The organism is Novosphingobium capsulatum NBRC 12533, from assembly GCF_001598375.1.
In the GTDB taxonomy this organism is placed as follows: Bacteria; Pseudomonadota; Alphaproteobacteria; order Sphingomonadales; family Sphingomonadaceae; genus Novosphingobium; species Novosphingobium capsulatum.
On sequence record NZ_BCYV01000012.1, the window covers coordinates 202,731 to 227,598 of the forward strand.

Sequence of the window (24,868 nt, forward strand, 5' to 3'; positions counted from 1 at the left end):
ATCACAACTTGAAGCGAACCCCGAAGATGATCTGGCGATCGTCGATCTGGGTTTCGTGCGGCCGGGTATCCATGTTGTTGTAATAGGACCGGCGGATCACGCGCGTCAGGTTGTTGCCTTCCAGGCTGATCGTGACGTTGGGCGTCACGTCATAGCTGAGCGAAGCGGCCAGCCAGCCATAGCCGCGGCGGAAGCTCGGCTGCCCCACCCCGTTGAACAGATAGGTGCTGTCGAAGTAGGTGCTGCGCCAGTTGTAGGCGACGCGGGCCGAAACGCCGTACTTCTCGTACATCCCCACCAGGTTGTAGGTGTGCTTCGACAAGCCCTGGAGCGGGGTGGTCTGGCCGACGATCGAAGAGGTCGTCTTGCTGTCCACGTAGGTATAGTTCGCCTGGATCCCCAGGCCCGACAGCGCGCCGGGCAGGAAATCGAAGAACTGCTGATACCCCACTTCGGCGCCCTTGATCTCCCCGCCCTGGTTGTTGTCCGGGCGGCTGATCGTATAGGTGATGCCGTCGTAGACCTCGACCGAGGGATTGACCGAGATGAAGTTGCGCACCTTCTTGTAGAACAGCGCACCATAGATCGAGCTGCCGCGCGCGAAGTAGTATTCCAGCGACGCGTCGAGCTGGTCGGCCTTGAGCGGCTTGAGGTAGGGATTGCCGGCCGACCCGTTCTGCTGCACCGAATTGAGCGTCAGCGACGGCGAAAGATCGCTGAAGTTCGGGCGGGTGACGACCTTGGACGCGGCCAGACGCAGCTTGAGCTTGTCGGTCAGGTTGAAGCGGATGTTGGCCGAAGGCAGGAAGTCGTCATAGCTGGAATTGACCTGGATCGGCCCGACGCCGCCGCCCGACAGCGTGCGGTTGCCGTTGAGCGCGGTCTGGGTATGGACATAGCGCAACCCGACATTGCCATCGACCAGCCCGCTGGGCGAGCCGAAGCGCGCCATGGCATAGAGCGCGGTGGTCTTTTCGCTGACGCGATAGAACGCCAGCGGCCCGTTCACCGGATCGGTGGCGTCAAAGCCCAGCGCGGTCTGCACTTCGCTCAGATGATCGCGCAGCAGCGGCACGGGAATGACCAGGTAGTTGGACAGCAGCGGCGTACCGCGCGAAGACTTGCTGAAGAAATCGCTGGCCGGGTTGGCAGCCAGGATCGAGGGCGCAGCGGTGCCGGGCGCGCCGCTGAACAGGAAGAAGCTGGTCTGGTTGGATTGCGCCGTGCGGTTGCCGTAGCGGAAGCCGACGTCGATCGACTTGAGGAAGCCGCTGTCCACCGCATAGGACGCATCCAGCGTGCCGGCGAACTGGTCCGCCTTGTTCTGCGTGCCCTGGTAGAGCAGGAACTGGAAGTTGGTGTTCGACTGGCTCAGCAGGTCATAGCCATTGGCGCTCGAACCCGGCACGAACGCGGTGTTGTCCACCGAGAAGCGCGGGATCGTGGCGCCGGTGAAGCCGCTGTTGAACACCACGCTGCCGGTGGCCTTGGTATAGCTGATGTCGGTGGACACGGTCAGCTTGTCGTTGGTCCACTTGCCGCCTCCGGCGAACTGGGTCATCCGGTCGCGCGTGTCATAGGCATAAGACAGTACGGTGAGCGGGGCGTTGAGATAGGTCGCCTTGGTCACGTCGCCATTGGCGGCCACCGTCGCGCCCGGCTCTGCGGTCAAGCCACCCAGGCCAACTGAAGCGCCGTAGTTGTCGTTGAGGTTGTTGAAGCGCGCGTACTGGCCTTCGAAATAGATTTCGAGGTTGGGCGTGGGCTTCCACTGCAAGGTGCCGCTGATGCCCAGGCGGCGGCGATCGCCATAGGGCGTCACGTCATAGGCGCCGTTGGGAGCGACCACCGTCTGGCCGGGCACGATCGTGGTGCTGCTGGCCGGGGTGCCGGTGGAAATCAGGTCTGAGCGGAACTTGCGCTCCTGGTACGACACGCTGACCAGCGCGCCGATCTCACCCGCGCCGGTGTCCCAGCGATCGGCGATCAGGCCCGAGACGGCCGGGGTCAGTTCCTTGGCCAGGTCGGAATAGATGCCGCGGATGTTGCCGGCCACGGTCAGGCCCTTGAAATCGAGCGGCCGGCGCGTGCGCAAGTCGATCAGGCCACCCAGGCCACCTTCGATCTGGTTGGCCGAGGGCGACTTGTAGACATCCAGCCCAGCGAGCAGTTCGGCCGGAATATCCTGGAGGTTGAGGCCACGGGCGCCTTGCGCGGTGAAGATCTCGCGGCCGTTGAGCGTGGTGTTCACTTGGGCCAGGCCGCGCACGTAGACGGTCGACCCTTCGCCATAGTCGCGCTCGATCTGCACGCCCGTCACGCGCTGCAGCGCATCGGTGGTGTTCTGGTCGGGCAGCTTGCCGATATCCTCGGCCACGATCGAATCCACGATCTGGCTGGCATTGGCCTTGCGATCCTGCGCGCTGCGCAAGCTGGCGCGGACCCCGCTGACAACGATGGCGTCGGCAACGGTTTCATCCTTGGCGTCAGTCGTCGCCTTGGCCGCTGCCGGCGCGGTCTGCGCCAGGGCGGAGCCCGCCGGCATGACCAGGGCACCGAGCGCGGCGGTGCAGAGATAGGCTCCCACGTTCTTCATTGCTAAACCTCCCCATTATCCCAAACTTGTGTCAGCTTGTGGTGTGCAAGTGCCCCGTCACGTCTTGTTCGGGGGCGAAAACTCGATGCGCAGCGCATAGGGCATGTCGGCCTTGGCGCCGGTGGCCGGCAGCGTGACATGCAGGCCATCCTTCTCCTGGCGCCAGGCGAGCGGCGCAGTGCTGCCGAGCAGATGCACGGCCTTGACCGGCGGCGCATAGGGATTGCCGGCATAGAGCACGCCGATGCGCACCGCGCCGTCGGCCGGATGGGCCAGACCCAGCGCGTAGAGCCGCCCGTCGCGCGTGGTGAAGCGGATGTCGGCCGGGGTATAGGTGGGATCGCCCCCTTCCTTGAGCGAGCCGACCGCGTTGCGCGTGGGTCCTTCCCCGAACATCACCCACGGCCGCGTGCCGTAGATCGCCTCGCCATTGACCGACAGCCAGGCGCCGATTTCGTCGAGCACCCTGGCCGCTTCGGCCGGGATCGTGCCATCGGCCTTGGGCCCGACATTGAGCAGCAGGTTGCCGTTCTTCGAAACGACATCGGCCAGCGTCGCCACCAGGCTGGCAGCGGTGCGATACTTGTCGTTCTCGACATAGCCCCAACTGTTGATGCTGACCGAGGTATCGGTCTGCCAGGGCAGCAGGCGCAGCGCATCGAGCCGGCCGCGCTCGATATCGAACAGCGCCGAACCAGCGGGGAACGCCTCTTCCTTATAGGCCAACACCGGGCCGACCCCGCGCCGTGCCGCGCTGTCATAGTAATAGGCGGCAAGACGCTGCAAGTAAGGCGCGAAGGCGGGCTGGTTGATCCACCAGTCGAGATAGACGAATTCAGGATTGTACTTCTCGATCACTTCGCCCGTGCGCGCGAGCCAATCGTCAAGAAAGGCCTTGGACGGCGGGTTCCACTGTTCGAGATGGTTGGGATCGGGCTCCGCGCTGGCATCGCTGCCCGGCAGGGTGCGCGGCGCGGCCGGACCATAGAGATCGGCATAGGCCGGGTTCCACACGTCGCTGCCGGCAGGCGCCTGGCCATACCACCACCAGTGTTCGGCGCGGTGTGAAGACAGGCCGAAATGCAGGTTGGCGGCGCGGGCGGCCTTGGCAATCTCGCCCACCACGTCGCGCTGCGGCCCCATCGCCACGGCATTCCAGCGGTTGATCGCCGAGCCATACATCGAGAAGCCGTCGCAATGCTCGGCCACCGGCACGACGTAGCGCGCGCCGGCACGCTTGAACAAGGCCATCCACGCCGCCGGATCGAAGCGCTGGCCGCGGAACTGGGGAATGAAGTCCTTGTAACCGGCGACGGATTGATCGCCATAGGTCGCGCGCTGGTGCACGAAATCGGCGTGGCCCGGCACATACATGTTGCGCGAGTACCATTCGCTGCCCGAGGCCGGCACCGCATAGACGCCCCAATGGACGAATATCCCGAACTTGGCGTCGCGGTACCATTCCGGCACGCGATAGTTGGCCAGAGAGGACCAGTCCGCCTTGAACCGCCCCCCGGCGACCTCACGATCCATCCGGGCGATCTGCGCGGCGGCAGCCTTGGGATCGGACGAGATGCCGGGCTGCGCACCGGCGGGTGCGGCCAGGGCTGTCCCTCCGGCAAGAGCGCAGGCCAGCATGATGCAAGACAGGCTTTTCATGGCCGCAGCCATATCCTCAATCCTTTCGTCGCCCCTCTGCGAGGGCTGTAGACTATGTGGCAGATTGTTCGTATATGAACAAGATGTTTTTTAACAAACACACTTTGGTGCGTTGCCAATCGTTACGGAACGCTCGCGGCAAAGGCCCGGTTGAGCGTGGAAACCAGCGATTCCGCAGGCATTTGGCGCGCAATGGCGGCCAGGATCAGGCCCGAGGCCTCGTCCTGGAACGGCATGTAGCCGGCGTGGCGCGGGCGAATCCACGCGTGGTCCAGCGTGGCACGAGTCGCGCGGTAGAAGTCGCTGGTGGCAGCATTGGTCGGTATGTCGGCCCAGGCCTGGGCGTGGGCCGGTTGCCCGCCATTTGCCGCAACGATACCGGTCTGCACTGGGCCACTGGCGAGCCAGCGGGCAAAGGCCATGGCGCCCTCCGGATCGCGGCCGAGGCGCGAGACGGCAATGCCGGTGCCGCCCAGCACCGAACCGCGCGGCGCGCTGCCCTGCCATGGAGCCAGGTCGGCGAACGCCAGCCGCACTGGCCGAAACCCGTCCTGCGCATAACTGACATAGCCATAGATCAAAGGCGCGGCGACCAGCGGCGAATCCGCGCGGGCCATCGCTTCGAGCACGGCGATCGGATCGCTTTCGGCCGCGCCTGGGGCAGCGCGTTCGGCCAAGGCGTAAAGCCGCTCCACCGCGACGGCCGCCGCATCGGGAAACAGCACGCGCGGCGCCGGGCACAGCTCCAGGCCCATCAGGCCGCACAGGGTCATCAGGCTCATCAGGCTGTGCGGCGCGCGCAGCGGCAGGCCGATGCCGCCAGCCTCCGCGTGGCGCAGCACGCTGCCCCAATCGCGCAGCGGCGTGGGCAGGCGACCAGGCACCCAGGCCTGGACCTGTGCCGCCGCGTCGATCGGCAGCGCCCATTGCCGGCCATCCCAGGCATAGCTTTCATACGATCCGCCAACGCTGCCGGCCGCAGCATCGGCATCGCCGCCCGCGAACGGCAGCAGCGCGCCCGACTGCGCGGCAATGCCGACGTGGGGATGATCGATCACCACCAGGTCATAGGCGCGGGCAAGGTCTTCCACCGGATGGGTTTCGAACGCCTGGAGCGAGCGCCGCTCCCACTCGATCGCCGTTCCGGTGAGCCGCGCCCACTCGCGCGAAGCGGCCACCAGCGGCTCGTAACCGCGCGGGTGATCCCACGTCATGCCCTTCAAGGTCGTCTCGCTCATCTCATCCTCCTTCTTGCCTGCACGGCGAACAACACCGGTTGACTCCGGGATCATCACAGCTTAGCAATAATATAAATCATATAAAAATACTATTGCAGATTTTTCGGAGAGGTATCTGCGATGATCATCGAACAGTTTTTCGAAGACTATGTTCTTGGATCGGAACGGCGAAGTTTTGGCCGAACCATCACCGAGACCGATTTCGTCGTGCATGCCGGCCACACCGGAGACTTTTTTCCGCATCACATGGATGCGGATTGGTGCGCCACGCAGGAGATTGGCCAGCGCATCGCCCACGGCACTCTGGTGTTCAGCATCGGCATCGGCCTCACCGCAACGGTGATCAACCCGCGCGCCATGTCCTATGGCTATGATCGCCTGCGCTTCATCCGCCCGGTGCACATCGGCGACACGATCACCACGATCACCCGCATTGCCGACAAGCGCGACCATCCCAAGCGGACCGCCCAGGGCGTGGTGACCGAGACGGTGGACATCCGCAACCAGCGCGAGGAAACCGTGCTCGCCTGCGAGCATCTCTACCTGGTCGATCGCCGTTCGGCGGCGGCCTGACGCAATGCGCCCGATCCGCCCCCTTCCCCTGCTGGCCGCCACCCTGGTCGTGGCCGTGGGCAGCCTCTCGCTCGTTGCGCTGGCGCGCCACGGCAGCGATGGGGCTGCCGCCGCCGCCGGTGCCCCGCTGCCACCCGGCGCGCCGCGCTATGCGCTATCGACCGTGGGCCTGAGCTTTCCCTTTGCCGCCGCGATCGCCAAGGGCTTTCGCCAGGCCGCGCACGAAGCCGGTGCCGAAGGCCTGGTGGTGGACGGCAAGGCCAATATCCAGAAGCAGGCCAACGACATTGATGACCTGATCGCGCAGCACCCGCGCGGCGTGGCGATCATGCCGCTGGATTCGATCGTGGCACAAGGCTGGGTCAAGCGCGCCCAGGCCGCCGGCGTGCCGGTGGTGGCGGTGGCCGCGCTGGTGGGCGACCCGCGCACGCGCGCGGTGCAGGATGTCTATCCCGGCCTGGCCGCGCTGGTTTCGCAAGACGAAGTCGCCGCCGGCCGCGCCGCGGGCACACTCGCCGCGCAACTGCTGCCCGCCGACCGTCCCGCGCGAATCGCAATTGTCGAAGGGGCCGCCGGATTTCCCGAAGTGGAACAGCGCACGCGTGGCTTTCTCGCCGGCCTTGCCGCCAGCGGCCGGCGCGACACCATCGTGGCCGCACAGCCCGGCAACTGGACACCGGACGGGGGCGAGGCCGCCTGCCAGAACATGCTGGCAGCCGACCCGCGCATCGACCTGTTCTTCAACCAGGCGGACGACATGGTGATCGGCTGCGCCCGCGCCGTGCGCGCGGCCGGATCGCATGCCCGGCTGATCGGCGTGGGCGGTTCGCGCCTGGCCATGGCCTCGCTCAAGGCCGGGGCGATCGACGGCACCGTCTGCTTCCAGCCCGAAGCGCTCGGCGCGCTGGCTTTCCGCGCGCTGGCCAATCCGCCCGCACCGGGCACGCCGCGCTTCCTCACCTACCCGATCCCGGCAGTGACGCGCGCCAGCGCGCAACGGTGCACCGGCCAATGGTGACCGCCCTGCCCCTGCTCGCGCTGCGGCACATCGCCAAGCGCTATCCCAACGGCACGCAGGCGCTGGTAGACGCCTCGCTGGAAATCCGCGCCGGTGAAGTGCATGGCCTGCTCGGCGCCAACGGCGCGGGCAAGTCCACCCTGATCGGCATTCTCTCGGGCGCGACCACGGCCACCGAAGGCGCGATCCTGTGGCGCGGCGCCCCGGTGCGCTGGCGGCGGCCGGCCGACGCACGGCGCGGCGGGGTTTCCACGCTGTACCAGCACATCCCGCTGGTGCCGACGCTGTCGGCGCTGGACAACCTCCTGCTCGGCGCGCCGGGCTGGCAGCGCCGCGATGGCCAACAGCGCGCACGCGCCGAAGCGGTCGTGGCGCAACTGGGCAATCCCTTCCCGCTCGATGCCCTGGTGGCCAACCTGCCGATCGGCGCGCGGCAGATGGTCAGCCTGGCACAGGCGCTGCTCGATGGCGCACAAGTGCTGGTGATGGACGAGCCGACCGCCTCGCTCGCCGCGCAGGACCGCCAGGCGGTCTATGACGTGGTGCGCCGCCTGGCCCACCAGGAAGGCAAGGCGATCGTGTTCGTCTCTCACTTTCTCGACGAGATCCTGGCACTGACCGACCGCGTGACGATCCTGCGCGACGGGCGTGACGTGCTTCACCGCCGCACCGAAGACCTCGACGAAGCCGCTCTGGCCGCCGCGATCAGCGGACGCGCGGTGGCGCGGCTGACCCGCCGGGCGCGCCGCATCGGCGAAACCGTCCGCCTGGCGGTGCGCGATCTGGCATCCCCGGCTGGCCTGGCGCCAATCTCGTTCGATCTGCGCGCCGGCGAAATCCTGGGCCTGGCGGGCATGCTCGGCGCCGGGCGCAGCGAGCTGCTGCACGCCCTGTTCGGCGCCGATCCCTGCGCGCGCGGCGCGGTGCTGGTCGATGGCACGCCGGTGCTGGGGCCGGGCGTGGTGACCAATACCGGCAGCGCCGTCGCCGCCGGGCTGGCGCTGGTGCCCGAAGATCGCAAGCGCCAGGGCTTTGTGGCCGGATTCAGCGTGGCCGAAAACATCGCCCTGCCCCGCCGGGGCTGGCTGATCGATCACGCCACCGAACGGCAACAGGCCGAGGCCGCGATTGCCGCCCTGGCGATCAAGACCGAAGACGCGCAGCGCCCGGTCGGCACCCTTTCGGGCGGCAATGCGCAGAAAGTGGTGCTGGCCAAGTGGCTCACCGACCAGACCCGCGTCCTCCTGCTGGACGAACCGACCGCCGGCATCGACATCGGCGCGCGGGTCGACATTCTCGAACAGGTGCGGCGCCTAGCCGACGAAGGGCTGGCGATCGTGCTGGTCTCTTCGGATTTCGCCGAACTGCTGGCGCTGAGCGACCGCATCCTGGTGCTGCGCGAAGGCGCCGTGGTGGCCGACGTGGACCCGGCCACCAGCAGCGAGATCGACCTTACCCTTTTGGCCAGCGGCAGCGCACCGGCTTGCGATGGAGTTCCTGCATGATCGCCTCAATCCCCTGGCGGCAAAGCCTGGGCCTGCGCCAGGCCGGCGTATTCTATGCGCTGCTGGCGCTGCTCGGCATTCTGGCGGCGCTCGCTGCCAGCCGCGGCCTGCCGCCCTATCTGGCGCCGGCGAACCTGGGTAACATCGCCTATCAAGCCTCGCTCGTCGGGATCATGGCCGTGGCGATGACGATCATGCTGATCACCGGCGCGTTTGATCTCAGCGTGGCATCGGTTGCGGCCCTGGCGGCGGCAGTGCTGGTCGGGCTGGCCGGGCAGATCGGCTTCGTTCCCGCGCTGCTCTGCGCGCTGTGCACGGCGGCGATGATCGGCATTCTCAATGGCGTGATCGTCGAATTCGTCGGGATCAACGCTTTCATCGTCACGCTCGGCACGCTTACGGCGGTGCGCGGGCTGGTCCTGGTGGTCACCGACGGGCGCTCGCTGATGGTCGAAGACCCGCAGGTGCTGGCGCAAATGCTGGCGTTCGAAAGCGCGCGGGTGCCGCTGTTCTGGCCGCTCCTCGCACTCGGTGCCGTGGCGCTGGCGATCGCGACGCTACGCCTGGCGCCTGCTCCGGCGCTGGGCGGCCTGGGGCTGCTGGCGCTGGCCGGCCTGGTCGGCCCGCGCTTCACCGTGGCGGCACCCGTCATCTATCTGCTGCTGTTCACGACCGCCGCCTGGTTCGTGATGGAGCGGACCGTGCTCGGCCGGCGTATCCAGGCGGTAGGCGGCAATGCCGAGGCGGCGCGCCTTTCGGGCATCAACGTGCGCGCCTATCGGCTCGGCGTGTTCATCCTCTCCAGCCTAGCGGCGGGCTTTGCCGGGGCGCTGTTCGGCTCGCGCCTGGGCGCGATCAACCCCACGGCCATGCAGGGCGCGGAACTGACCGTGATCGCCGCGGCGATCCTGGGCGGCACGTCGCTCTATGGCGGAGCAGGCAGCGTGATCAAGACCGTTGCCGGGGCGCTGATCCTGTTTACGCTGACCAACGGGTTCAACATCCTGAACCTGGGAGCCAACTACCAGGGCATCATCGAAGGCGCGGTGATCATCGTTGCCGCCGCGATCTACACCCTGGGCAACCGCAAGCGCGGGGAAACACGATGACCGAAACCGTCCTGCGCATCGCGGTGCGCGAATTCGCACCATTCGAAAGCGCCATTGCCGCCCAGTTCGCCGATTTCGTGCGGCACACCGGCGTTTCTGCCCGGATCGAGCTGGACGTGCTCGATCTCAACACGCTGCACCACAAGGCGATTGCGCAAGGCGGCCTGGCGCGCGGCGACTATGACATCGCGTTCCTGTGCACCGACTGGCTGGCGCAGGCCCAGGCCATGGGGCAACTGGCCGATCTGGCGCCTCTGCTCGCGCAGCGGCCGGCCAGCGACTATCCCCACGGCTGGAGCCCTTCGCTGACCACCATGCAGGCCTTCGCCGGCGGCGTCTGGGGCCTGCCCTATCACGATGGCCCGGAATGCCTGGTCTATCGCAAGGATCTGCTGGCCGCCGCCGGCCTGGCCGTGCCCGGCACCTGGGAGGAATACCACGCCGCCGCCCGCCGCCTGCACGATCCGGCCAGCGGCGTCAGCGGCACGGTGCTGGCGCTGTTTCCCGATGGCCACAACGGGTTCTATGATTTCTGCATCCACATCTGGTCGCGCGGCGGAGAGCCTTTCACGCCCGCCGGCCGGCCCGATTTCGCCTCGCCGCAGGCCCATGCGGCGCTCGATTTCCTGCGCACGCTGGCGCGCGACACACAGGCCATCGCGCCGGGCGCGCGCGAGACCGACAGCGTGCAATCGGGCATGCTGTTCGCCGCCGGACATGTGGCCATGATGGCCAACTGGTTCGGCTTTGCCGCCTATGCCGATACCGCGCCCGACAGCGCCGTGCGCGGATTGGTGGACGTGGCGCCGTTGCCCGCTGGCGAGGGCGGTGGCACGGTATCGCTCAACGTGTTCTGGGTGCTGGGCATCGGCAGTGGCAGCACGCACCGCGATCTCGCCTGGGACTTCCTGCGCCATTGCACCCGGCCCGAGATGGACCGCCTGACCACCACCCATGGTGCCATCGGCACGCGCCGCTCGACTTGGGCGGATCCGGCTGTCAATGCCGCCATCCCCTATTACCACCGCCTCGACTGGCTGCACCAGTCCGCGCGCGCGCTGCCGCACACCACGCGCCTGGCCGATTTTTCGCACATCATCGACGATGTGCTGGGCCAGGCGGTGACCGGCGAGCAGACCACGGCGGACCTGCTGGCGCAAGCCCAGCGCCAGGCGGAGGCACTGGCATGACCGCCCCGCTGCGCCAGGCCTGGGACCACCCCGCCCAGCCCCGTCCGATCGTGCTGATCGGCACCGGCGGCATTGCCCACGACGCGCATCTGCCCGCCTATCGCAAGGCCGACCTGCCGGTCTACGGCGTCTACGATCCCGATCAGGACCGCGCCCGCGCCCTGGCCGATGCGTTCGGCATTGGCACCGTCTTCCCCACGCTGGCCGATGCGGCAAAAGCCGATGCGGTGTTCGACGTGGCCGCGCCGCCGGTGGCGCATCTTGCCATCCTGGAAGCATTGCCACGCGGCGCCAGCGTGCTGCTGCAAAAGCCGATGGGCCTTGATCTCGATGCCGCGCGCGCCATCCGCAACGCGGTGCATGCGCGCGGACAGACCGCAGCGGTCAATTTCCAGTTGCGCTATTCGCCGATGATGCTGGCGCTGGCCGATTGCCTGGCGCGCGGCGATCTCGGCACGCTGCTGGAGATCGAGGTGCATCTCAACCTGGCCACGCCTTGGCACCTCTTTCCGCACCTGATCCCCAATCCGCGCGTGGAGATCGTGTCCCACTCGATCCATTATCTCGACACGATCCGCGCCTTGGCCGGCAACCCGAGCGGCGTCTTTGCACGCAGCTTCGGCTATCCCGGCAGCCCGCTGGCCGATACCCGCACCACGATCCTGCTCGATTACCCGGCGCCCTTGCGCGTCACGCTGTCGATCAACCACCACCACGATTTCGCGCGCCAGTTCCAGGATGCCAGCTTTCGCGTGGAAGGCACCGAAGGCGCCGCGCTGGTCAAGCTTGGCCTGTTGCTCGACTATCCGGTGGGTGAGCCGGACGAGCTGTGGATCGTGCGGCGCGGCAGCGAGTGGCAGCAGGTGCCGCTGCAAGGGCACTGGTTTCCCGACGCGTTCCTCGGCCCGATGTGCAATCTCCAGCGCTTCGCCAGCGGCGAGGACACCCATCTCGCCACGCACGTGGACGATGCCTGGCAGACCATGGCGCTGGTCGAGGCCTGCTATGCCGCCGCGCGCGCGCGCGCCTTTCCCATCCCGCAAGACTGATCGGCGGCTTCCGCCTGCAAGGGGACTTTCCATGATGCGCTTTTCCCGCCGCGCCCTGGCGCTTTGCCTCTGCCTTTCGGCCAGCGCCACGGCCCTGCCGGCCCTGGCCGCTTCGGCACCGACACCGATGCAGGCGACGGCCGCGCCGGGCATTGCCTTTGGCACCGCCTGGTATCCCGAACAATGGCCCGAAGCGCGCTGGGACACCGACCTGGCGCTGATGCAGCAGGCCCATATCAACACCGTGCGCATCGCCGAATTCGCCTGGAGCCGGATGGAGCCGGAGGAAGGCCGGTTCGATTTCGCCTGGCTCGATCGCGCGATCGCCGCTGCCGCGCGGCACGGCATGCGCGTGGTGCTGGGCACGCCCACCGCCGCCCCGCCGATCTGGATGAGCGAGCGCTATCCCGAAATCCTGCGCGTGGACGAAGACGGCAGCCGCGCCGGCCATGGCGGGCGCCGCCACTTCTCGTTCGCCAGCGCCCGCTACCGCCAGTTTGCCCGGCGCATCGCCACGGAAATGGCCCGCCGCTATGGCCACAACCCCGCCGTGATTGGCTGGCAGATCGACAACGAGATCGGCCTGCCCTCGTTCGATGCCGAAGCCGCGCGGCTGTGGCATGCGTTCCTCGCGCAGCGCTATGGCACGATCGACACGCTCAACCAGCGCTGGGCCACCGCCTATTGGAGCCAGACCTACCAGCGTTTCGACCAGGTGCCGATGCACCTGGGTGGGCAACAGAATCCCGGCCTGCTGCTCGATTACCGCCATTTCCTCACCAGCACCTGGACCAGCTATGTGATGAACCAGGCCGACGCGATCAGCGCGTTGGCCAATCCGCACCAGTTCATCACCACCAACACGATGTTCTGGAACGACGGGTTCGATCATTTCGCGCTGCACCAGGGGCTCGATATCGCCGCCTGGGACAATTATATCCAGGATGCCGAGCCGGACTGGATCGCCAATGGTGCCGATCACGATCTCGTGCGCGGCTACAAGCAGAAGAATTTCTGGCTGATGGAAACCCAGGCCGGGCGGATCGACTGGGCGCCGGTCAACCGCGCGATGCGCCCGGGCCAAGTGCGCGAAATGGGCTGGCAGGCCGTGCAGCACGGCGCCGATGCCATTCTCTATTGGGAATTCCGCCCCGCGCCCAATGGCCAGGAAACCAACTATGGCACGCTGCTGGCCGCAGACGGTACGCCCGCGCCGATCTTTGCCGAAATTGCTGGACTGGGCGGCGAACTGGCCAAGGCCTCGGCCGCGCTGGCCGGCACGGAGCCGGTGGCAGACATGGCCTTCCTGTTTTCCTACGACAGTCGCTGGGCGATCGACCTGCAACGGATGCACAAGGATTTCGACCCGGTGCGCCAGTTCACCGACTTCTACCGCCCGTTCCGCCTCGCCGCGCAAGGCGCCGCCGTGGTCGCGCCCGAAGCGGACCTGGCGCGCTACAAGCTGGTGGTTGCCCCCAGTCTCAACGTCTTGACCGCTGCCCAGGCGCAGCACCTGGCCGCCTATGTGCAGAACGGCGGCACGCTCGTACTCGGCCCGCGCACCGGGCAGAAGGACGATGCCAACGCGCTGTGGGCCGCGCGCCAGCCTGGGCCGCTGCGCACGCTGCTGGGCGCGCATGTCGAGCAATTCTATGTGCAGGACGGCACCGTGGCGATCACCGGCCCGCTGGGCGAGGGCAAGGCCGCCATCTGGGCCGAGGCGCTGGTGCCCGATGCACCGGAAACCGAGATCCTGGCGCGCTATCGCCAGCCCGACGGCTGGCTCGATGGCAAGGCGGCGGTCGTCTCCCGCCAGGTCGGGCGCGGGCGGATCGTCTATGTCGGCGCCTGGCTGGAGCCGGAGGCGCTGTCACGCCTCGCTGCGCGCCTGGTGCCCCAGGCCGGGGTTACCCCGGTGTTGCCGGGCACAGCGGCGGACGTGGAAATCGGGCTGCGACGCGGCCAGGGCCGCACCCTGCTGATCGCGATCAACCATGGCGATGAAGCGCGCGCCCTGGCCCTGCCGGCCGGCGCCCGGCCGCTGATCGGCGCGGCACCGGGCGGACAGATCGGCGGGCATGGCGTGCTGGTGGCGGAGTTGCCTTGAGGGCTGCGCCGCCACCCCGTTCGATCAGCTCCAGGGGCGCGACCGGCAGACCGAAATCCCCCGCACATCATTGGGATAGGGGCCGCTGACCGCCGTGTAGAAGTGGTAGAGGTCCCCCTTCCAGAAAATCACCGAGGGCTTGTGGGCATATCCATCGTCGACCGAGCCGGGCTTGCCGACATCGATCAGCACTTCGTCCACCTTGTGGAACGTGAACGGATCGCGGCCCAGCGCGAGCAGGTCGCGCGCCTTGTAGTCGGTGCCCGACAGGCCGAAGTAGAACATCGCCCAGCGCCCCTGATGCGTCATCACCACCGGATCGCTGGCAAAGCGGGAGTCCGGCGCGGGCGGTGCGCCGTTGCGCAGGATCGGGTTGCCCGGATGGCGGCGCCAGGTCTTGAGATCGGTGGACACCGCCACGCCGGTCTGCTCGTGCCAGTCCTTCTCGGCGGTCTTGGCGTTGTAATAGAGCAGGAACTGGTTGCCGTGCTTAACGAGGTAGGGCTTGTACAGCCCGCCCCGCTCCCACGCCGCGCCATCTTCCGCGCGCAGGATCGGCGGCCCGCGCCGCCAGGTGCGCAGATCGCGGCTGAACGCCAGGCCGATCACCGCCGGTCCTTCCTCGTATCCCGGACTGGGATAAGCGTGCCAGGCGCAGACATATTCGCCGTTCACCCGGATCAGTTCGCCGGGCGCATGCATCTCGGTTTCCCGCAGGATCGAGGCCGAGGCGACGTTGAAGCGGGTGACCGGATCGCTGGGATCGCGCGCCAGGATCACGCCGTGCCGCTGCCAGTTCACCAGATCGTCGGACACGGCGATGCCCGTCTGGTAGCCGGTGCCGTCAAAGCCCACATACGTCAGGTAGAAGCGGCCCTCGTGGCGGAACACGAACGGGCAATCGACGGCCTTTTCGTCAAAACTGCCCGCCACCTTCGAGCCGCCGAGGATCAGCCGACCGAGCTTGTAGGGCGTGCGGAACGGCGCGACCGGATCGCTCGCGCCATGCCCATTGGCCAGGGCGTTGCCGGGCAACAGCAAAGTGCCGGCCGCAGCCGACGAACCCGCCAGCATGGCCCGGCGGGAAAGACTATCCTTCATGGTTCCTGATCTCCCCTTCGCGCTGTTCGACAGCGTCGATTCTCTGTTGGCCGTGGCGGATCACGCCACACACCGCCTCTGCCGCGGCAACGCCGTTGCGCGCGGCAATCGCTTCGACGATGGCCGCATGGCCGCGCAGGCTGGCCTGGTGCTCTGCCGCATCGTCTACCGGCGAACTCAGGGTGAACGCGGCGAACAGCGCCGTTTCGATCACCGCTTCGGTCCCGGCCATCAGGCGATTGCCCGAAGCCTGGCCGATCAGCTTATGCAGGGCGAGGTCCGCCCTTGCGAAATCCAGCCGAGACAGGCCCGGCTCACCCATCGCGGCGATCAGCCCGCGCATCTGCGCGATCTGCGCGGGCGTGGCATGGCGCGCTGCCAGGGCGGCGGCGGCCGGTTCCATCGCCAGGCGGAAATCGGCCAGTTCCTCGCGCAGGCGGCTTTCAACGCCTTCGCCCACGTGCCAGGCCAGCACGTCGGCATCGAACAGGTTCCACTGCTGACGCGGACAGACCCGCATGCCCACGCGCGTGCGCGCCACGACCAGGCCCTTGGCCGCCAGCGTCTTGAACGCTTCGCGCAGCACCGTGCGAGACACCGCGAAGCGCTCCAGCAGCAATTCTTCGCTCGGCAGCGTGCCTCCTTGCGCAAACGCGCCGGCGACGATCGCGCTGCCGATGCCATGGACCACGCGATCATGGCTGTTGCGCAAGCCCGGCTGCCGCGCGCCACCGGCCATGGCGGATCGGCCATGAGCGGACAGAAGCGGGCCGGATGGGGCCGAAGCAGACAGGAAACCGGGAATCGCCATGGCGATAGTTTTACGCGGAACGCGCAAACCTGAATAGTCATTTTATATTATTATATGATTTTATGCCAAACCACACCTAACAGACGAAATTGCCAATCCTCCTGCTAATGCGATTGCCTCTCATTACTGTTTAAGCCAGTTGCCGTCCGGTAACAGGGAGGCTCCGCATTTGACCCGATTTCACGCCTTGCTCGCCGGAAGTGCCCTCGCCGCGCTCCTCGCTTCTCCTGGCCTGCACGCCGAAGATGCCGAGGCGCCGCGGACGATTGCGCCGGGCGAGATCGTCGTGACCGGCGAAAAGGCCGCGCGCACGCTTCAGCACACGCCGACCAGCATCGCCGTTACGACGCCGGAAAAGATCGCCCGCGAAACCCTGCTGTCGATCCAGGATGTCTATGCCCGCACCGCGAACCTGAGCGACACGTATGGTTCGGCCGAGTTCATCATTCGCGGCATCACCAATTCGGGCGTGGGCGGTGGCGGCCAGGCGGATACCGCCAGTGTCTATATCGATGGCGCGCCGATCCCGCGCCAGGCGCTCTATGGCGGCCCTACCGACTTGTGGGACGTGCAGCAGGTGGAAGTGCTGCGCGGGCCGCAATCGACCATCCAGGGCCTCAACGCGCTGGCCGGCGGCATTGTCATCACCACGCGCGATCCCTCGCTCGATCGCTGGACCGGCGACGCGCGCGTGCTGTGGACCGATCGCAACGACCGCACCTTTTCCGCCGCGCTCGGTGGCCCGCTCATCGCCGACGAACTCGGCCTGCGCCTGTCGGCCGAGCGCCGCGCCAACCGCGGCGTGATCCGCAACGTCACGCGCGGCGGCTATGACGACGCGATGGAGTCGCTCAACCTTCGCGGCAAACTGAAATGGACGCCCAGCGCCCTGCCCGGCGTGGAGGCCGTGGCCAGCTACAACCGCGTGCGTCGCGAAGGGGGCTATCTCTGCCAATATGCCCGCACCGACGTGCCCGATTACTATGACAACTGCACCTCCACCGCTGACCAGCCCAATCGCGGCTGGGTGGCCAGCGACATCGCCCTGTTCCGGCTGAGCGTACCGCTGGCCGACGGCCTCAAGCTGTCAAGCGCGACGTCGTGGAACCGCTCCCGCGTGCAATCGGTGGCCGACTCCGACAACACGGCGGCCAATCTCTCGACGATCAACAATCTCTATCGCTTCAAGACCCTGACGCAGGAACTTCGCATCAATTACGAAGGCGACCAGCTCAGCGCCCTGCTCGGCGCATGGCACTATCGCCGCACCGGCGGGCTGACCGCGCGCGGCCAGATCAACGTGACCACGCCCACCGGCACGATCACCAACCTGCTCACGCCCTACGTGGGGGCGACGAGCGCCGCCACGATCGCCACTGCCTATGCCCAGGTGCTGCCGGTCATCCCGGTTGCCTATGCAGCTTCGCAGCCGGAGCGGGTCGAGACCATGGCGCTGTTTGGCGACGCGCGCTGGCGCGTGGCCGACCGCCTGCCCCTGATCGGCGGCTTCGGCCTCGATCGCGAGCGCACTCGCTATGCCGCGGAAACGCAAGCGACCTTCACCGGCACGCTGCCCGCCACCGATTTCCTGGGCACGCGCTATGCCCCGCTGGTCTCCGCCGTCAACGCCGGGGTGCTCGGCTTGGTCGACGATGCCAATGCGCCGATGGCCGCCAACACCCGCACGTTCCATGCCTTCCTGCCCAAGGCCGGGGTTAGCATGGACTGGACGCCGGACCTGACCACCGGATTCACCGTGCAGCGCGCCTATCGCTCCGGCGGATCGAGCCAGAACCCGGCGCGGGCCGGCGCGGTGCTGCTGGCTTATCGCGGCAATCGCGCCGACCAGACCTGGGCCGTGGCCGGCGACGGCACGCTTGCACCGCTCAGTGCGCGCTGGAGCGATTTCCTGCTGCACCTGCCTGTGAACCTGCATCTGCCGCGAAGCTGGGGCGGGTTCCTGGTCGGGCTGACCGGCGTGGCCCTGCTGTCTTCGCTCGTCTCCGGGGTGCTCGCCCATCCGCGCGTGGTGCGCGATGCGTTCCACTTGCGCCTGGGCGGATCGCGGCGCCTGGCCGAGGCCGACTGGCACAACCGCCTGGGCGTGTGGGCCTTGCCATTCCACGCCACCCTGGCGCTCACCGGTGCCCTGCTCGGGCTGAGCACGCTGATCGTCGCGGCGCTGGCGCTGCTGCTCTATCGCGGGGATCGATTGCGGCTCGATGCGCAGCATCGCAGCCCTTTGGCCATGCCGACATAGCGCTGGCGTTGGGCAGCGCGATCATGGCTGGCTGCCTGTTGCGTTTGGATAGAGGCTGTTGCGCAGGCCCGCCGGAAGCGCATCCGCTGTGACGCCTGGCGTTGGCTGATCCGCTCTGCCGGTGTGTCGGGGTGAGGCAAACAGCGAGGCGGCCCGCCAATCCGGCACCGCAGCAAGCGTCTCCTGCGCCGCCGGTGGCGTGGTGGCGAGATCGCCCGGCAAGGCGAGCCGGGTGGCAAGCCGGGCCGGCAGATCCTGGCGAGCATGTTCGAGATTCATCGCGGCGCCTTTTTTTGGCAGGGCGGGACAGATCGTGCTGTTCGTCACCAGCTTGGCCTGCCCTTCTTCGCGATCACCGGCCTGTGGTTCTGGTGGGCACGCCAACGCGCCAAACGCAAGGCGCGTGCCCGGCGGCAGGCCGGCACCGCGGCCGGTTGGGCTTAGGCGCTGGCGCCGCAACCAGGGACCTGCCGCCTTTTGCCCCCTCAGGACGGGTATCCAATCAAGCGCTCTCGCGGGCAATGATGCGAAATCCTACGTTCACCGAACGCTGTTTCGGCGCCACGCCCGAGACATGGCTCCGCACCGCGGCATTGACCTCGCGCGCAATCTGCGCCCCGTCGATTTCGACGGTCGTGATTGTCGGGCGCATGTCACTGGCAACGCTGGCATTGCCGAAACCGACGACAGCAAGCTGATCAGGAACCTTCAGGCCTGCGGCATTGGCTTCCACGATGATGCCTTGGGCCAGCGAGTCCGAGCCACAGACGACCACATCGGGGCGTTCCGGCTGCCGGCGCAATTCTGCAAAGACACGTCTGGCGTGGCCAAAGCGGGAAGGACTGTCGACCGCGATTTCCTTGACCGGCGTGTCGCTGTGCGCTTCCCATCCTTTTACGAAGCCATCGCGGCGCAGGCGGGCCCGGCCCAGTTCTGCCGAGACCAGCGCCGGCCGGCGATAGCCGCGTTCATAGATGAAGCGCGCAAGGTCATGCCCGATCTCGACGTGGGAAAAACCGACCGCGATGCCCGGTGGTTCCGCCGGAAGATCCCAGATCTGGACAAAGAGGCCCGGAAAATGCTGTATGAGCGCCGTGGTTTCGGCGCTGAGGGGCGCAGTCGAGACGATCGCGTCCACCTGGCGGCCCATGGCGGCCCGGATCATCGCTTCGGTGCGGCCCGCCGCTGTCCCGGTCAAGGCTAGCATGACCATGGTGCCGCCGGCGTTCAATTCCTCCACCATGGTCTCAATCGTGCGGTCGAACAACGAGTCCACCAAATGGGGGATCAGCACCGCAACCATCTTGGAGCGCGACGACGCCAATCCTCCCGCCAGAAGATTGGGTACGTATTGCATTTCCTCGATCGCGGCACGGATTCGCACCGCAGTGCCGGCAGCCACGATGTCCGGGTTGTTGAGGAAGCGACTGACCGTGGCCGTTGATACTCCGGCCCGCGCGGCGACATCATCGAGTTTGGGATTGCGCGTGGAAGGACGGACCATGGTTGCCACCCTTTCCGAATTTGCCGGAAAGATGCAAGCGTTCTCATCCAAACCGCAACGGCACAGTCAGTGGCCCGATTTCTGGCCAGCGGCTCAACGTGATCGGCCCGTCGAGCGTAAAACCACCCGGCGTGGCAGCCAGCAGTTCGCCCAGCGCCACGCACAGTTCCATGCGCCCCAGGTGCAGCCCCGGACAGTTGTGAGGTCCACGGCCAAACGCAAGATGCTCGGCAATGTTGGGGCGATCAAGCACGAAGCGGTCGCCATCGGGGAAGATCGCCTCGTCGCGATTGGCGGAGCAGTAGAGCAGCGCGATGGCATCGTTGGCCTTGATCGCGCGCGCACCCACCACCGTGTCGTTGACGGCGGTACGGGCAAACCCGCGATAGGGTGTGTAGAGCCGCAGGAATTCCTCGACGGCGGCGGGGACCAGCGCCGGGTCTGCGCGCAACTGCGCCTGCAATTCCTGGTCGCGTGCCAGGTGCACCGCCATGCTTCCGACCAGCACCATCGGGGCTACGATGCCGACCACCAAGACCTGGCGCACGGCCCCGATCAGCAGGTCTTCTGGCAAGGATTGCCCGCCGTGGACAGCGGCAAGCAGGGCGCTCGTCGGGTCGATCGCAGGGTCTTCGGGCGCCTCGCGCCGCAGCCGCACCAGATCACGCGCCATGTCGTAAAGGCGCAGGCTGGTGGCCTTCATCAGTTCCGGCTCGTTGCGATGTACGGCCAGAACGAAAGCACGCCCGTCATCATGCAGCGTATCGAGCCATTGGGGCGGCATGCGCATCCACAGGCCGAACACCCGCACCGGCAAGAACGAGGAAAAATCGGTGCAGATGTCGCCACCGCCGCGCTCCACCATCGGCGCCAGCATTTCGCGTGCAAAGCGCCGGGTATCGGCTTCGAGGCGACGCACCTTGTCCTGCGACAGCAAGGGATTGAGCGCCTGGCGGAAAGGCGTGTGTTCGGGCGGATCGAGGTGCAATGGCGGGCGCCGGCCGGTGAACGCCACCTTCGGGATCACGTTCTGCGTTTCGGTGGAGAACGAAGCCCAATCACTGGCAACGCGGCGCACATCCTCATAGCGGCTGAGCGCCCAGAAACCTCCAAGCCCGTCCGTATGGGCCACCGGACATTCCCGGCGCAGCCGGGCATATTCGCGATGGGCGCTGTCGAAATCCTCGGGCGCCTCGGGATCGAAGTCCGACGGGATTGCGGTCATCTCAGTGGTCCTTGTCAGGGCTGGCCATGGCGCGCGCAGGCATGACGCCGTGCGCGGCACGGGCGGAAAGGCGGGGGGCGAGCGAAAGCAGGGCGATCGCGGCAATCAGGATCGCCGCACCGGCCAATTCTGCAGGGCGTGGCACCGGCATGCCCCAGATCCAGGCGAGCAGCAGCGCCGCCACGACACCCGCGATCAGGCTGGCCGCCCGCTCCAGCGGGACACAGTAGGAATTCTCGCGCGGGTCCAGCAGGATGAGAATAGATAGGATGGACACGGCGGTGAGCGTCACGCCCATGCCCACCAGCGGCCAGATCACGCCCAGGCGCCAGATGCCGATGAACCCACGCGCCAGTTCATCGGCCTGTCCACCCAGGCCGAGCGTGGAAATGGCCGCCAGGGCCACCAGTGACATGGGCAGCGCGATGATCTTTTCTTCGACGAAATAGGCCCTGACCGTTTGTGGATCGCCGGTCTTGCCCACCCGCGTCATCACCACCAGGCGCAGGAAATAGCCAAGCGTGTAAAGCACCACGGTCAGCACCGCGAGAGGAGGCAGCCGCAGCCCACCCCGATCGGTCAGGGTGATCACCAGGGCGAATGCAACCATGGCCAGGGCCAGCCAGCTCCACCACCGCACGCGGCGCCCGAACAGCACGTCGACCAGCGGGGCCAGGATCAAAATGTCACCGCGCATGATCAGCTGGATGAACGGGATGCTGACGCCCTTGAACGTCAGCGACAACGGCACGGTAAACAGCACCAGCGAGGTCGCCAGCCCCGAAAGGAACGTCGCACGGCGGGGAAACGGCACGCTCCAACGACCGATTGCCAGGCGGTTGGCCTGCCGATGCCAGCCAGACAGCCAGATGAAGGCATAAGTCATCACCAGGTTGAGCATCAGCGAGCCGGGCAGGAGTTCGAGGCCGGTGAGCGGACGTCCCAGGGCCACGATCGACGTTGTCGCGAGATACCGCGTCAGCATGATGCTGGGCAGATAGGACAGGAGATAGCCCAGCAGCAGCAGTTCCATCGGCATGCCGCCGGTCGCGGAGGTGGGCGCGGATTGAGCAGGCCTGGTCATCGGCAGGGTTTTCCTCGCAGGCACGGGCGGAGCATCGGTGCCGGGCGATGGGCAACGAACGGGCCTTTCGGCACAACCCAGCGCGCGCGGTCGAGCCGCGCCTCCAAGGTCGACAGCGCGCCCAGAAGCGCCTCGGGCGGGAACCGGCAATGGCCGGCACCGCGATACCACAGGCCCTTGACCATCGCAGGCCTGGCCGCGTCGACATAGGCCTGCTGCAAGGACGGCGATGTGATGCCGTCCCCCTCGGCCTGGAGCGAGACGACCGGCACGCGTGGGCGCGCGTCGGGTGTGTAGTGCTGCATCATGTAAGCCACCGCTGCCGGCTTGGCCGGGATGCGCGGCGCCGCATCGAGGCGGGCCAGATCCGCATCGAGGTTCAAGCCGGCCTGCGCGTAGAGCTTGGCCACGAATGCACGGCGCCCCGAAAGCGCCAGTTGACGGGGATAGGACACCTGCGTGTTCCAGGAAAACGCCCCACCGGCGCGGGTTTCCTGGTCGTGGCGCGGCGGGAACACCGCCATCGCAAAGGTCGCCGCGATGTTGGCAGCCTGGGCATCGGCATCGTCGGCGCGCGGTTCCGGCTGATCGGGCGCGGTCCATCCGGGCATGCCGCCCAGCACACCGGCCAGCGCCAGCCGCGCCCGCCCCTGCGGTGTCGCCATGGCGGCCTTGACCGCATCGCGCACCCGCATGCTGTTGGCCGCATCGTCGGCAACGCCCGTCAACACGATGCCGTCGCCCGGCGCCTGCAAGGTGCGAAAGGCAAAGGCGCCATCCAGAGCCATGTTCATCATGCCGACAGCGCCGCCGATGGACGGGCACAGCGCCACCGCGCCATCGATACGATCGGGTCCGCCGCGGGTCTGCTCGGCCAAGGCAATGGTGACGAGGCTGCCCATCGAAGCCCCCCAGGCGATGGTGCGACGCGGGGCCCCATGCTGGGCGGCAAAGGCAGCAATGGCAGCGCGCTGCGCCGGTACGGCCTGCGCCAGCGACCATCCGCCCGACGCATAATCCGATGCCAAAAGCGCGTATCCCCGCGCCAGCAGCGTGTCACGCAACCCGGCGGGCGCCGGATCCGGCAACGCCGCCTGCGGTTCGTACCCCCGCCCCCAGACGAGCAACGTACCATTCCAATGCCCGGAAACCATCGCGTGCCACCGCCCGCCGCCAGGCAGCGTGCCCGAAAGCACCTGCACGTCGGCAGGAACCGGGTCGGTGGACGGTACCGGTTGGGCCGGGGCGACACCGGAGGTCGGCGCCATGACCATGGCCATGGCAAGGGTGGCCATGGCTTTCATGGCGCCACCACCCGGAGGTTTCGGCGAACGGTCCAGTCGGGATCGCGGCACAGCCGACAATCCGCGCCGACAAACGCCGCGCTGGCGGCACGCTCGCCCTTGAGCTGCCAATCGAGCCAGTGCCGGGCAACGATGGACCAAAGCCCGCCGCGCGGTTCGAAGAACGTGCCCGAATGCCCGACGTCGCGGCTCACCAGCACCGCGGGAACCGAACGGATCCGGGCGAAATCATCGGTGCCATTGGTATAGGCCACGTCGGTCATGCCACCCAACATGTACAATATCGGCGCATGCAACCGGTCGAGCAGGCTCTTGTCCACCGCCAGGCCCGGCATGCCGGCACCACCCGCCGGGAAAAGCCCGGAATCGAACACGATCGTGGCGCGGATGCGCGGATCGGTCGAGAGGCTCAGCGCAAGCAAGCCGCCGCACGACCAACCGGCAACCCCGATCCGTGCCTTGTCAATATAGCGGGCCCAGCCGCCATTGCCGGCGGCATCGGCGCTGGCCCAATCGAGGGCGCGGGTCATGTCTGCCGGGCTTACGCCTTGGCCGGGGCGATCGGGCGCCAGGACGGCGCCTTGCGGATAGTTGCGCAAGCCGCCCGGGCCCTCCAGCATGGCACCGGGCACGATCACGACATAGCCGTGCGAGGCAATTTCGGTCAGCAGCCGGCGCGCGTTGCTGGCATCGGCCATGCAGCCGCCGTTGCCGAAGATCAGCACCGGCAGCCGGGCCTGCTCGAAAAGAGCCAGATTTGCCGGGCGGTAGAGCACGGCGCCGGGCAAGGCGGGCTCGATCGCGCGGATCGCGGGATAAGGGCCGCTGCCTGGCTCGTCGGGCAGGCCGTTGAGGTGTTCGCGTTCACGCTGAAGGACGGCCTCGTCGCTCAACCCGGGCACCGCGCGAAACGCCGCGTCGAGCGCGCCGCGTACGGTGTTGCTGACCAGCGCGAGCCGTGCCGGCGAATCCACCTTGATCTCGGGATGGAAATCGATGTGGTTGTAATCCGCATAGCGATACCCGCGTGCCAGGGCGGCATCCTGCATCCACTGCGCCAACGCCTCATCATCGCGCGACGCGCCGGCCGCAAGGCCGAGCGGCCTTGCAAGGACCACCTTCAGCCCCGCCCCCTGCGCCGCCCGGGCCAGCCGATCCGCGGCGTTGCGCGTGGCTTCCAGTTGGCCCTTGCCGTCCACTAGGTGATCCGGTTGAAGGTGCAAGACCTGGTACCGGCCGCTTTCGATCTGCGCGCGCGCGGCGGCTTCCCCTGCGGCAAGACCGCCCTTTCCGGTCAGGACCGTGCCAAGGCCGGGGAAGTCGAACAGCGCGGGATCGATCCGCATCCAACTTTGCAGCGTGGTGCCCCCCACGAACAGCGGCAAGCGCCGCACGACCGCGGTTGAATTGGCGGCCGCAGCCGCACCCGGCACCGCCGACTGCGCCAGCACCGCGTCGTTCGCTCCCGCAAGCAGCAGGCCCGCCGCGAGGAGACGAAGCAGACCGGGTTTGCGCAAAACGCTGTTCATGGAGGG

General features: G+C 67.4%; 19 protein-coding genes. 8 read left to right on the forward strand and 11 right to left on the reverse strand.

Translation table 11 applies throughout. The features are described 5' to 3' along the window. Nucleotide 1 precedes the first annotated feature (1 nt). From SCA01S_RS12305 to SCA01S_RS12315, 3 genes are all read right to left on the reverse strand, one after another. Entirely contained in the window at nt 2–2,596 is a 2,595-nt protein-coding gene (locus tag SCA01S_RS12305) for a TonB-dependent receptor (protein ID WP_054130438.1), read from the reverse strand. Nucleotides 2,597–2,653: 57 nt separating this feature from the next. After that, on the reverse strand, nt 2,654–4,255 hold the full coding sequence (locus SCA01S_RS12310) for an alpha-L-fucosidase (protein ID WP_062786023.1): 1,602 nt from the start codon (nt 4,253–4,255) through the stop codon (nt 2,654–2,656). Between the two features lie 122 nt (nt 4,256–4,377). Then, the gene (locus tag SCA01S_RS12315) at nt 4,378–5,493 is read right to left on the reverse strand and encodes a type 2 periplasmic-binding domain-containing protein (RefSeq protein ID WP_062786026.1); all 1,116 of its coding nucleotides are present in this window, start codon (nt 5,491–5,493) and stop codon (nt 4,378–4,380) included. 120 nt (nt 5,494–5,613) lie between these two features. Here SCA01S_RS12315 and SCA01S_RS12320 point away from each other — a divergent pair, with 120 nt between their 5' ends. The 7 genes from SCA01S_RS12320 to SCA01S_RS12350 are packed head-to-tail and all read left to right on the forward strand — an operon-like array spanning nt 5,614 to nt 14,044. Beyond that, nucleotides 5,614–6,066, forward strand: coding sequence for a MaoC family dehydratase (locus SCA01S_RS12320; protein WP_022674682.1), 453 nt, complete (start codon nt 5,614–5,616; stop codon nt 6,064–6,066). Between the two features lie 4 nt (nt 6,067–6,070). After that, nucleotides 6,071–7,084 (forward strand): sugar ABC transporter substrate-binding protein, encoded by a 1,014-nt coding sequence (locus tag SCA01S_RS12325; RefSeq protein ID WP_062785889.1) that lies wholly within the window; start codon nt 6,071–6,073, stop codon nt 7,082–7,084. Then, nucleotides 7,078–8,589, forward strand: coding sequence for a sugar ABC transporter ATP-binding protein (locus SCA01S_RS12330; protein WP_062785892.1), 1,512 nt, complete (start codon nt 7,078–7,080; stop codon nt 8,587–8,589). The genes SCA01S_RS12325 and SCA01S_RS12330 overlap by 7 nt, the downstream gene beginning before the upstream one ends. Then, nucleotides 8,586–9,698: an ABC transporter permease gene (locus SCA01S_RS12335; RefSeq protein WP_054130442.1), complete on the forward strand. Its 1,113-nt coding sequence runs from the start codon at nt 8,586–8,588 to the stop codon at nt 9,696–9,698. Before SCA01S_RS12330 ends, SCA01S_RS12335 begins: the two co-directional genes overlap by 4 nt. Continuing rightward, on the forward strand, nt 9,695–10,888 hold the full coding sequence (locus tag SCA01S_RS12340; protein ID WP_062785895.1) for an extracellular solute-binding protein: 1,194 nt from the start codon (nt 9,695–9,697) through the stop codon (nt 10,886–10,888). Before SCA01S_RS12335 ends, SCA01S_RS12340 begins: the two co-directional genes overlap by 4 nt. Then, nucleotides 10,885–11,937, forward strand: a complete 1,053-nt coding sequence (locus SCA01S_RS12345; RefSeq protein WP_054130444.1) for a Gfo/Idh/MocA family protein — start codon at nt 10,885–10,887, stop codon at nt 11,935–11,937. Before SCA01S_RS12340 ends, SCA01S_RS12345 begins: the two co-directional genes overlap by 4 nt. Before the next feature lie 31 nt (nt 11,938–11,968). Further along, on the forward strand, nt 11,969–14,044 hold the full coding sequence (locus SCA01S_RS12350; protein ID WP_245652539.1) for a beta-galactosidase: 2,076 nt from the start codon (nt 11,969–11,971) through the stop codon (nt 14,042–14,044). 24 nt (nt 14,045–14,068) lie between these two features. Here SCA01S_RS12350 and SCA01S_RS12355 read toward each other — a convergent pair whose 3' ends face one another. Together SCA01S_RS12355 and SCA01S_RS12360 are read right to left on the reverse strand one after the other, a co-directional pair. After that, complete coding sequence (locus SCA01S_RS12355) at nt 14,069–15,145, reverse strand: glycoside hydrolase family protein (protein ID WP_062785898.1); 1,077 nt, start codon at nt 15,143–15,145, stop codon at nt 14,069–14,071. Further along, a complete protein-coding gene (locus SCA01S_RS12360; RefSeq protein ID WP_245652540.1) occupies nt 15,135–15,956 on the reverse strand; it encodes a FadR/GntR family transcriptional regulator in 822 nt (273 codons plus the stop codon). The genes SCA01S_RS12355 and SCA01S_RS12360 overlap by 11 nt, the downstream gene beginning before the upstream one ends. Nucleotides 15,957–16,125: 169 nt before the next feature. Between SCA01S_RS12360 and SCA01S_RS12365 the strand changes: the two genes are divergently transcribed. After that, nucleotides 16,126–18,216, forward strand: a complete 2,091-nt coding sequence (locus SCA01S_RS12365) for a PepSY domain-containing protein (protein WP_245652541.1) — start codon at nt 16,126–16,128, stop codon at nt 18,214–18,216. Nucleotides 18,217–18,237: 21 nt separating this feature from the next. On the opposite strand, the gene SCA01S_RS12370 is transcribed toward SCA01S_RS12365, so the two are convergent. From SCA01S_RS12370 to SCA01S_RS12395, 6 genes are all read right to left on the reverse strand, one after another. After that, complete coding sequence (locus tag SCA01S_RS12370; RefSeq protein WP_157088960.1) at nt 18,238–18,543, reverse strand: hypothetical protein; 306 nt, start codon at nt 18,541–18,543, stop codon at nt 18,238–18,240. A gap of 175 nt (nt 18,544–18,718) precedes the next feature. Next, on the reverse strand, nt 18,719–19,720 hold the full coding sequence (locus SCA01S_RS12375) for a LacI family DNA-binding transcriptional regulator (RefSeq protein ID WP_062785907.1): 1,002 nt from the start codon (nt 19,718–19,720) through the stop codon (nt 18,719–18,721). A 43-nt stretch (nt 19,721–19,763) separates the two neighbouring features. Then, nucleotides 19,764–20,945 (reverse strand): cytochrome P450, encoded by a 1,182-nt coding sequence (locus SCA01S_RS12380; RefSeq protein ID WP_062785910.1) that lies wholly within the window; start codon nt 20,943–20,945, stop codon nt 19,764–19,766. Between the two features lies 1 nt (nt 20,946). Continuing rightward, nucleotides 20,947–22,029 carry a hypothetical protein gene (locus SCA01S_RS12385; RefSeq protein ID WP_237741076.1) on the reverse strand — a complete coding sequence of 361 codons (1,083 nt, stop codon included), beginning with the start codon at nt 22,027–22,029 and terminating at the stop codon, nt 20,947–20,949. Beyond that, entirely contained in the window at nt 22,026–23,324 is a 1,299-nt protein-coding gene (locus tag SCA01S_RS12390) for an alpha/beta hydrolase (RefSeq protein ID WP_167542895.1), read from the reverse strand. The genes SCA01S_RS12385 and SCA01S_RS12390 overlap by 4 nt, the downstream gene beginning before the upstream one ends. Before the next feature lie 5 nt (nt 23,325–23,329). Continuing rightward, nucleotides 23,330–24,862, reverse strand: coding sequence for a dienelactone hydrolase family protein (locus SCA01S_RS12395; protein ID WP_022677293.1), 1,533 nt, complete (start codon nt 24,860–24,862; stop codon nt 23,330–23,332). Nucleotides 24,863–24,868: the final 6 nt, after the last annotated feature.

Coding starts and splice junctions, on each gene's coding strand:
- SCA01S_RS12335 (WP_054130442.1), top strand. CDS start 8,586: ATGATCGCCTCAATCCCCTGGCGGCAAAGCCTGGGCCTGCGCCAGGCC.
- SCA01S_RS12310 (WP_062786023.1), bottom strand. CDS start 4,255: ATGAAAAGCCTGTCTTGCATCATGCTGGCCTGCGCTCTTGCCGGAGGG.
- SCA01S_RS12385 (WP_237741076.1), bottom strand. CDS start 22,029: ATGACCAGGCCTGCTCAATCCGCGCCCACCTCCGCGACCGGCGGCATG.
- SCA01S_RS12315 (WP_062786026.1), bottom strand. CDS start 5,493: ATGAGCGAGACGACCTTGAAGGGCATGACGTGGGATCACCCGCGCGGT.
- SCA01S_RS12350 (WP_245652539.1), top strand. CDS start 11,969: ATGATGCGCTTTTCCCGCCGCGCCCTGGCGCTTTGCCTCTGCCTTTCG.
- SCA01S_RS12395 (WP_022677293.1), bottom strand. CDS start 24,862: ATGAACAGCGTTTTGCGCAAACCCGGTCTGCTTCGTCTCCTCGCGGCG.
- SCA01S_RS12390 (WP_167542895.1), bottom strand. CDS start 23,324: ATGGCCACCCTTGCCATGGCCATGGTCATGGCGCCGACCTCCGGTGTC.
- SCA01S_RS12305 (WP_054130438.1), bottom strand. CDS start 2,596: ATGAAGAACGTGGGAGCCTATCTCTGCACCGCCGCGCTCGGTGCCCTG.
- SCA01S_RS12380 (WP_062785910.1), bottom strand. CDS start 20,945: ATGACCGCAATCCCGTCGGACTTCGATCCCGAGGCGCCCGAGGATTTC.
- SCA01S_RS12375 (WP_062785907.1), bottom strand. CDS start 19,720: ATGGTCCGTCCTTCCACGCGCAATCCCAAACTCGATGATGTCGCCGCG.
- SCA01S_RS12345 (WP_054130444.1), top strand. CDS start 10,885: ATGACCGCCCCGCTGCGCCAGGCCTGGGACCACCCCGCCCAGCCCCGT.
- SCA01S_RS12320 (WP_022674682.1), top strand. CDS start 5,614: ATGATCATCGAACAGTTTTTCGAAGACTATGTTCTTGGATCGGAACGG.
- SCA01S_RS12360 (WP_245652540.1), bottom strand. CDS start 15,956: ATGGCGATTCCCGGTTTCCTGTCTGCTTCGGCCCCATCCGGCCCGCTT.
- SCA01S_RS12330 (WP_062785892.1), top strand. CDS start 7,078: ATGGTGACCGCCCTGCCCCTGCTCGCGCTGCGGCACATCGCCAAGCGC.
- SCA01S_RS12355 (WP_062785898.1), bottom strand. CDS start 15,145: ATGAAGGATAGTCTTTCCCGCCGGGCCATGCTGGCGGGTTCGTCGGCT.
- SCA01S_RS12325 (WP_062785889.1), top strand. CDS start 6,071: ATGCGCCCGATCCGCCCCCTTCCCCTGCTGGCCGCCACCCTGGTCGTG.
- SCA01S_RS12340 (WP_062785895.1), top strand. CDS start 9,695: ATGACCGAAACCGTCCTGCGCATCGCGGTGCGCGAATTCGCACCATTC.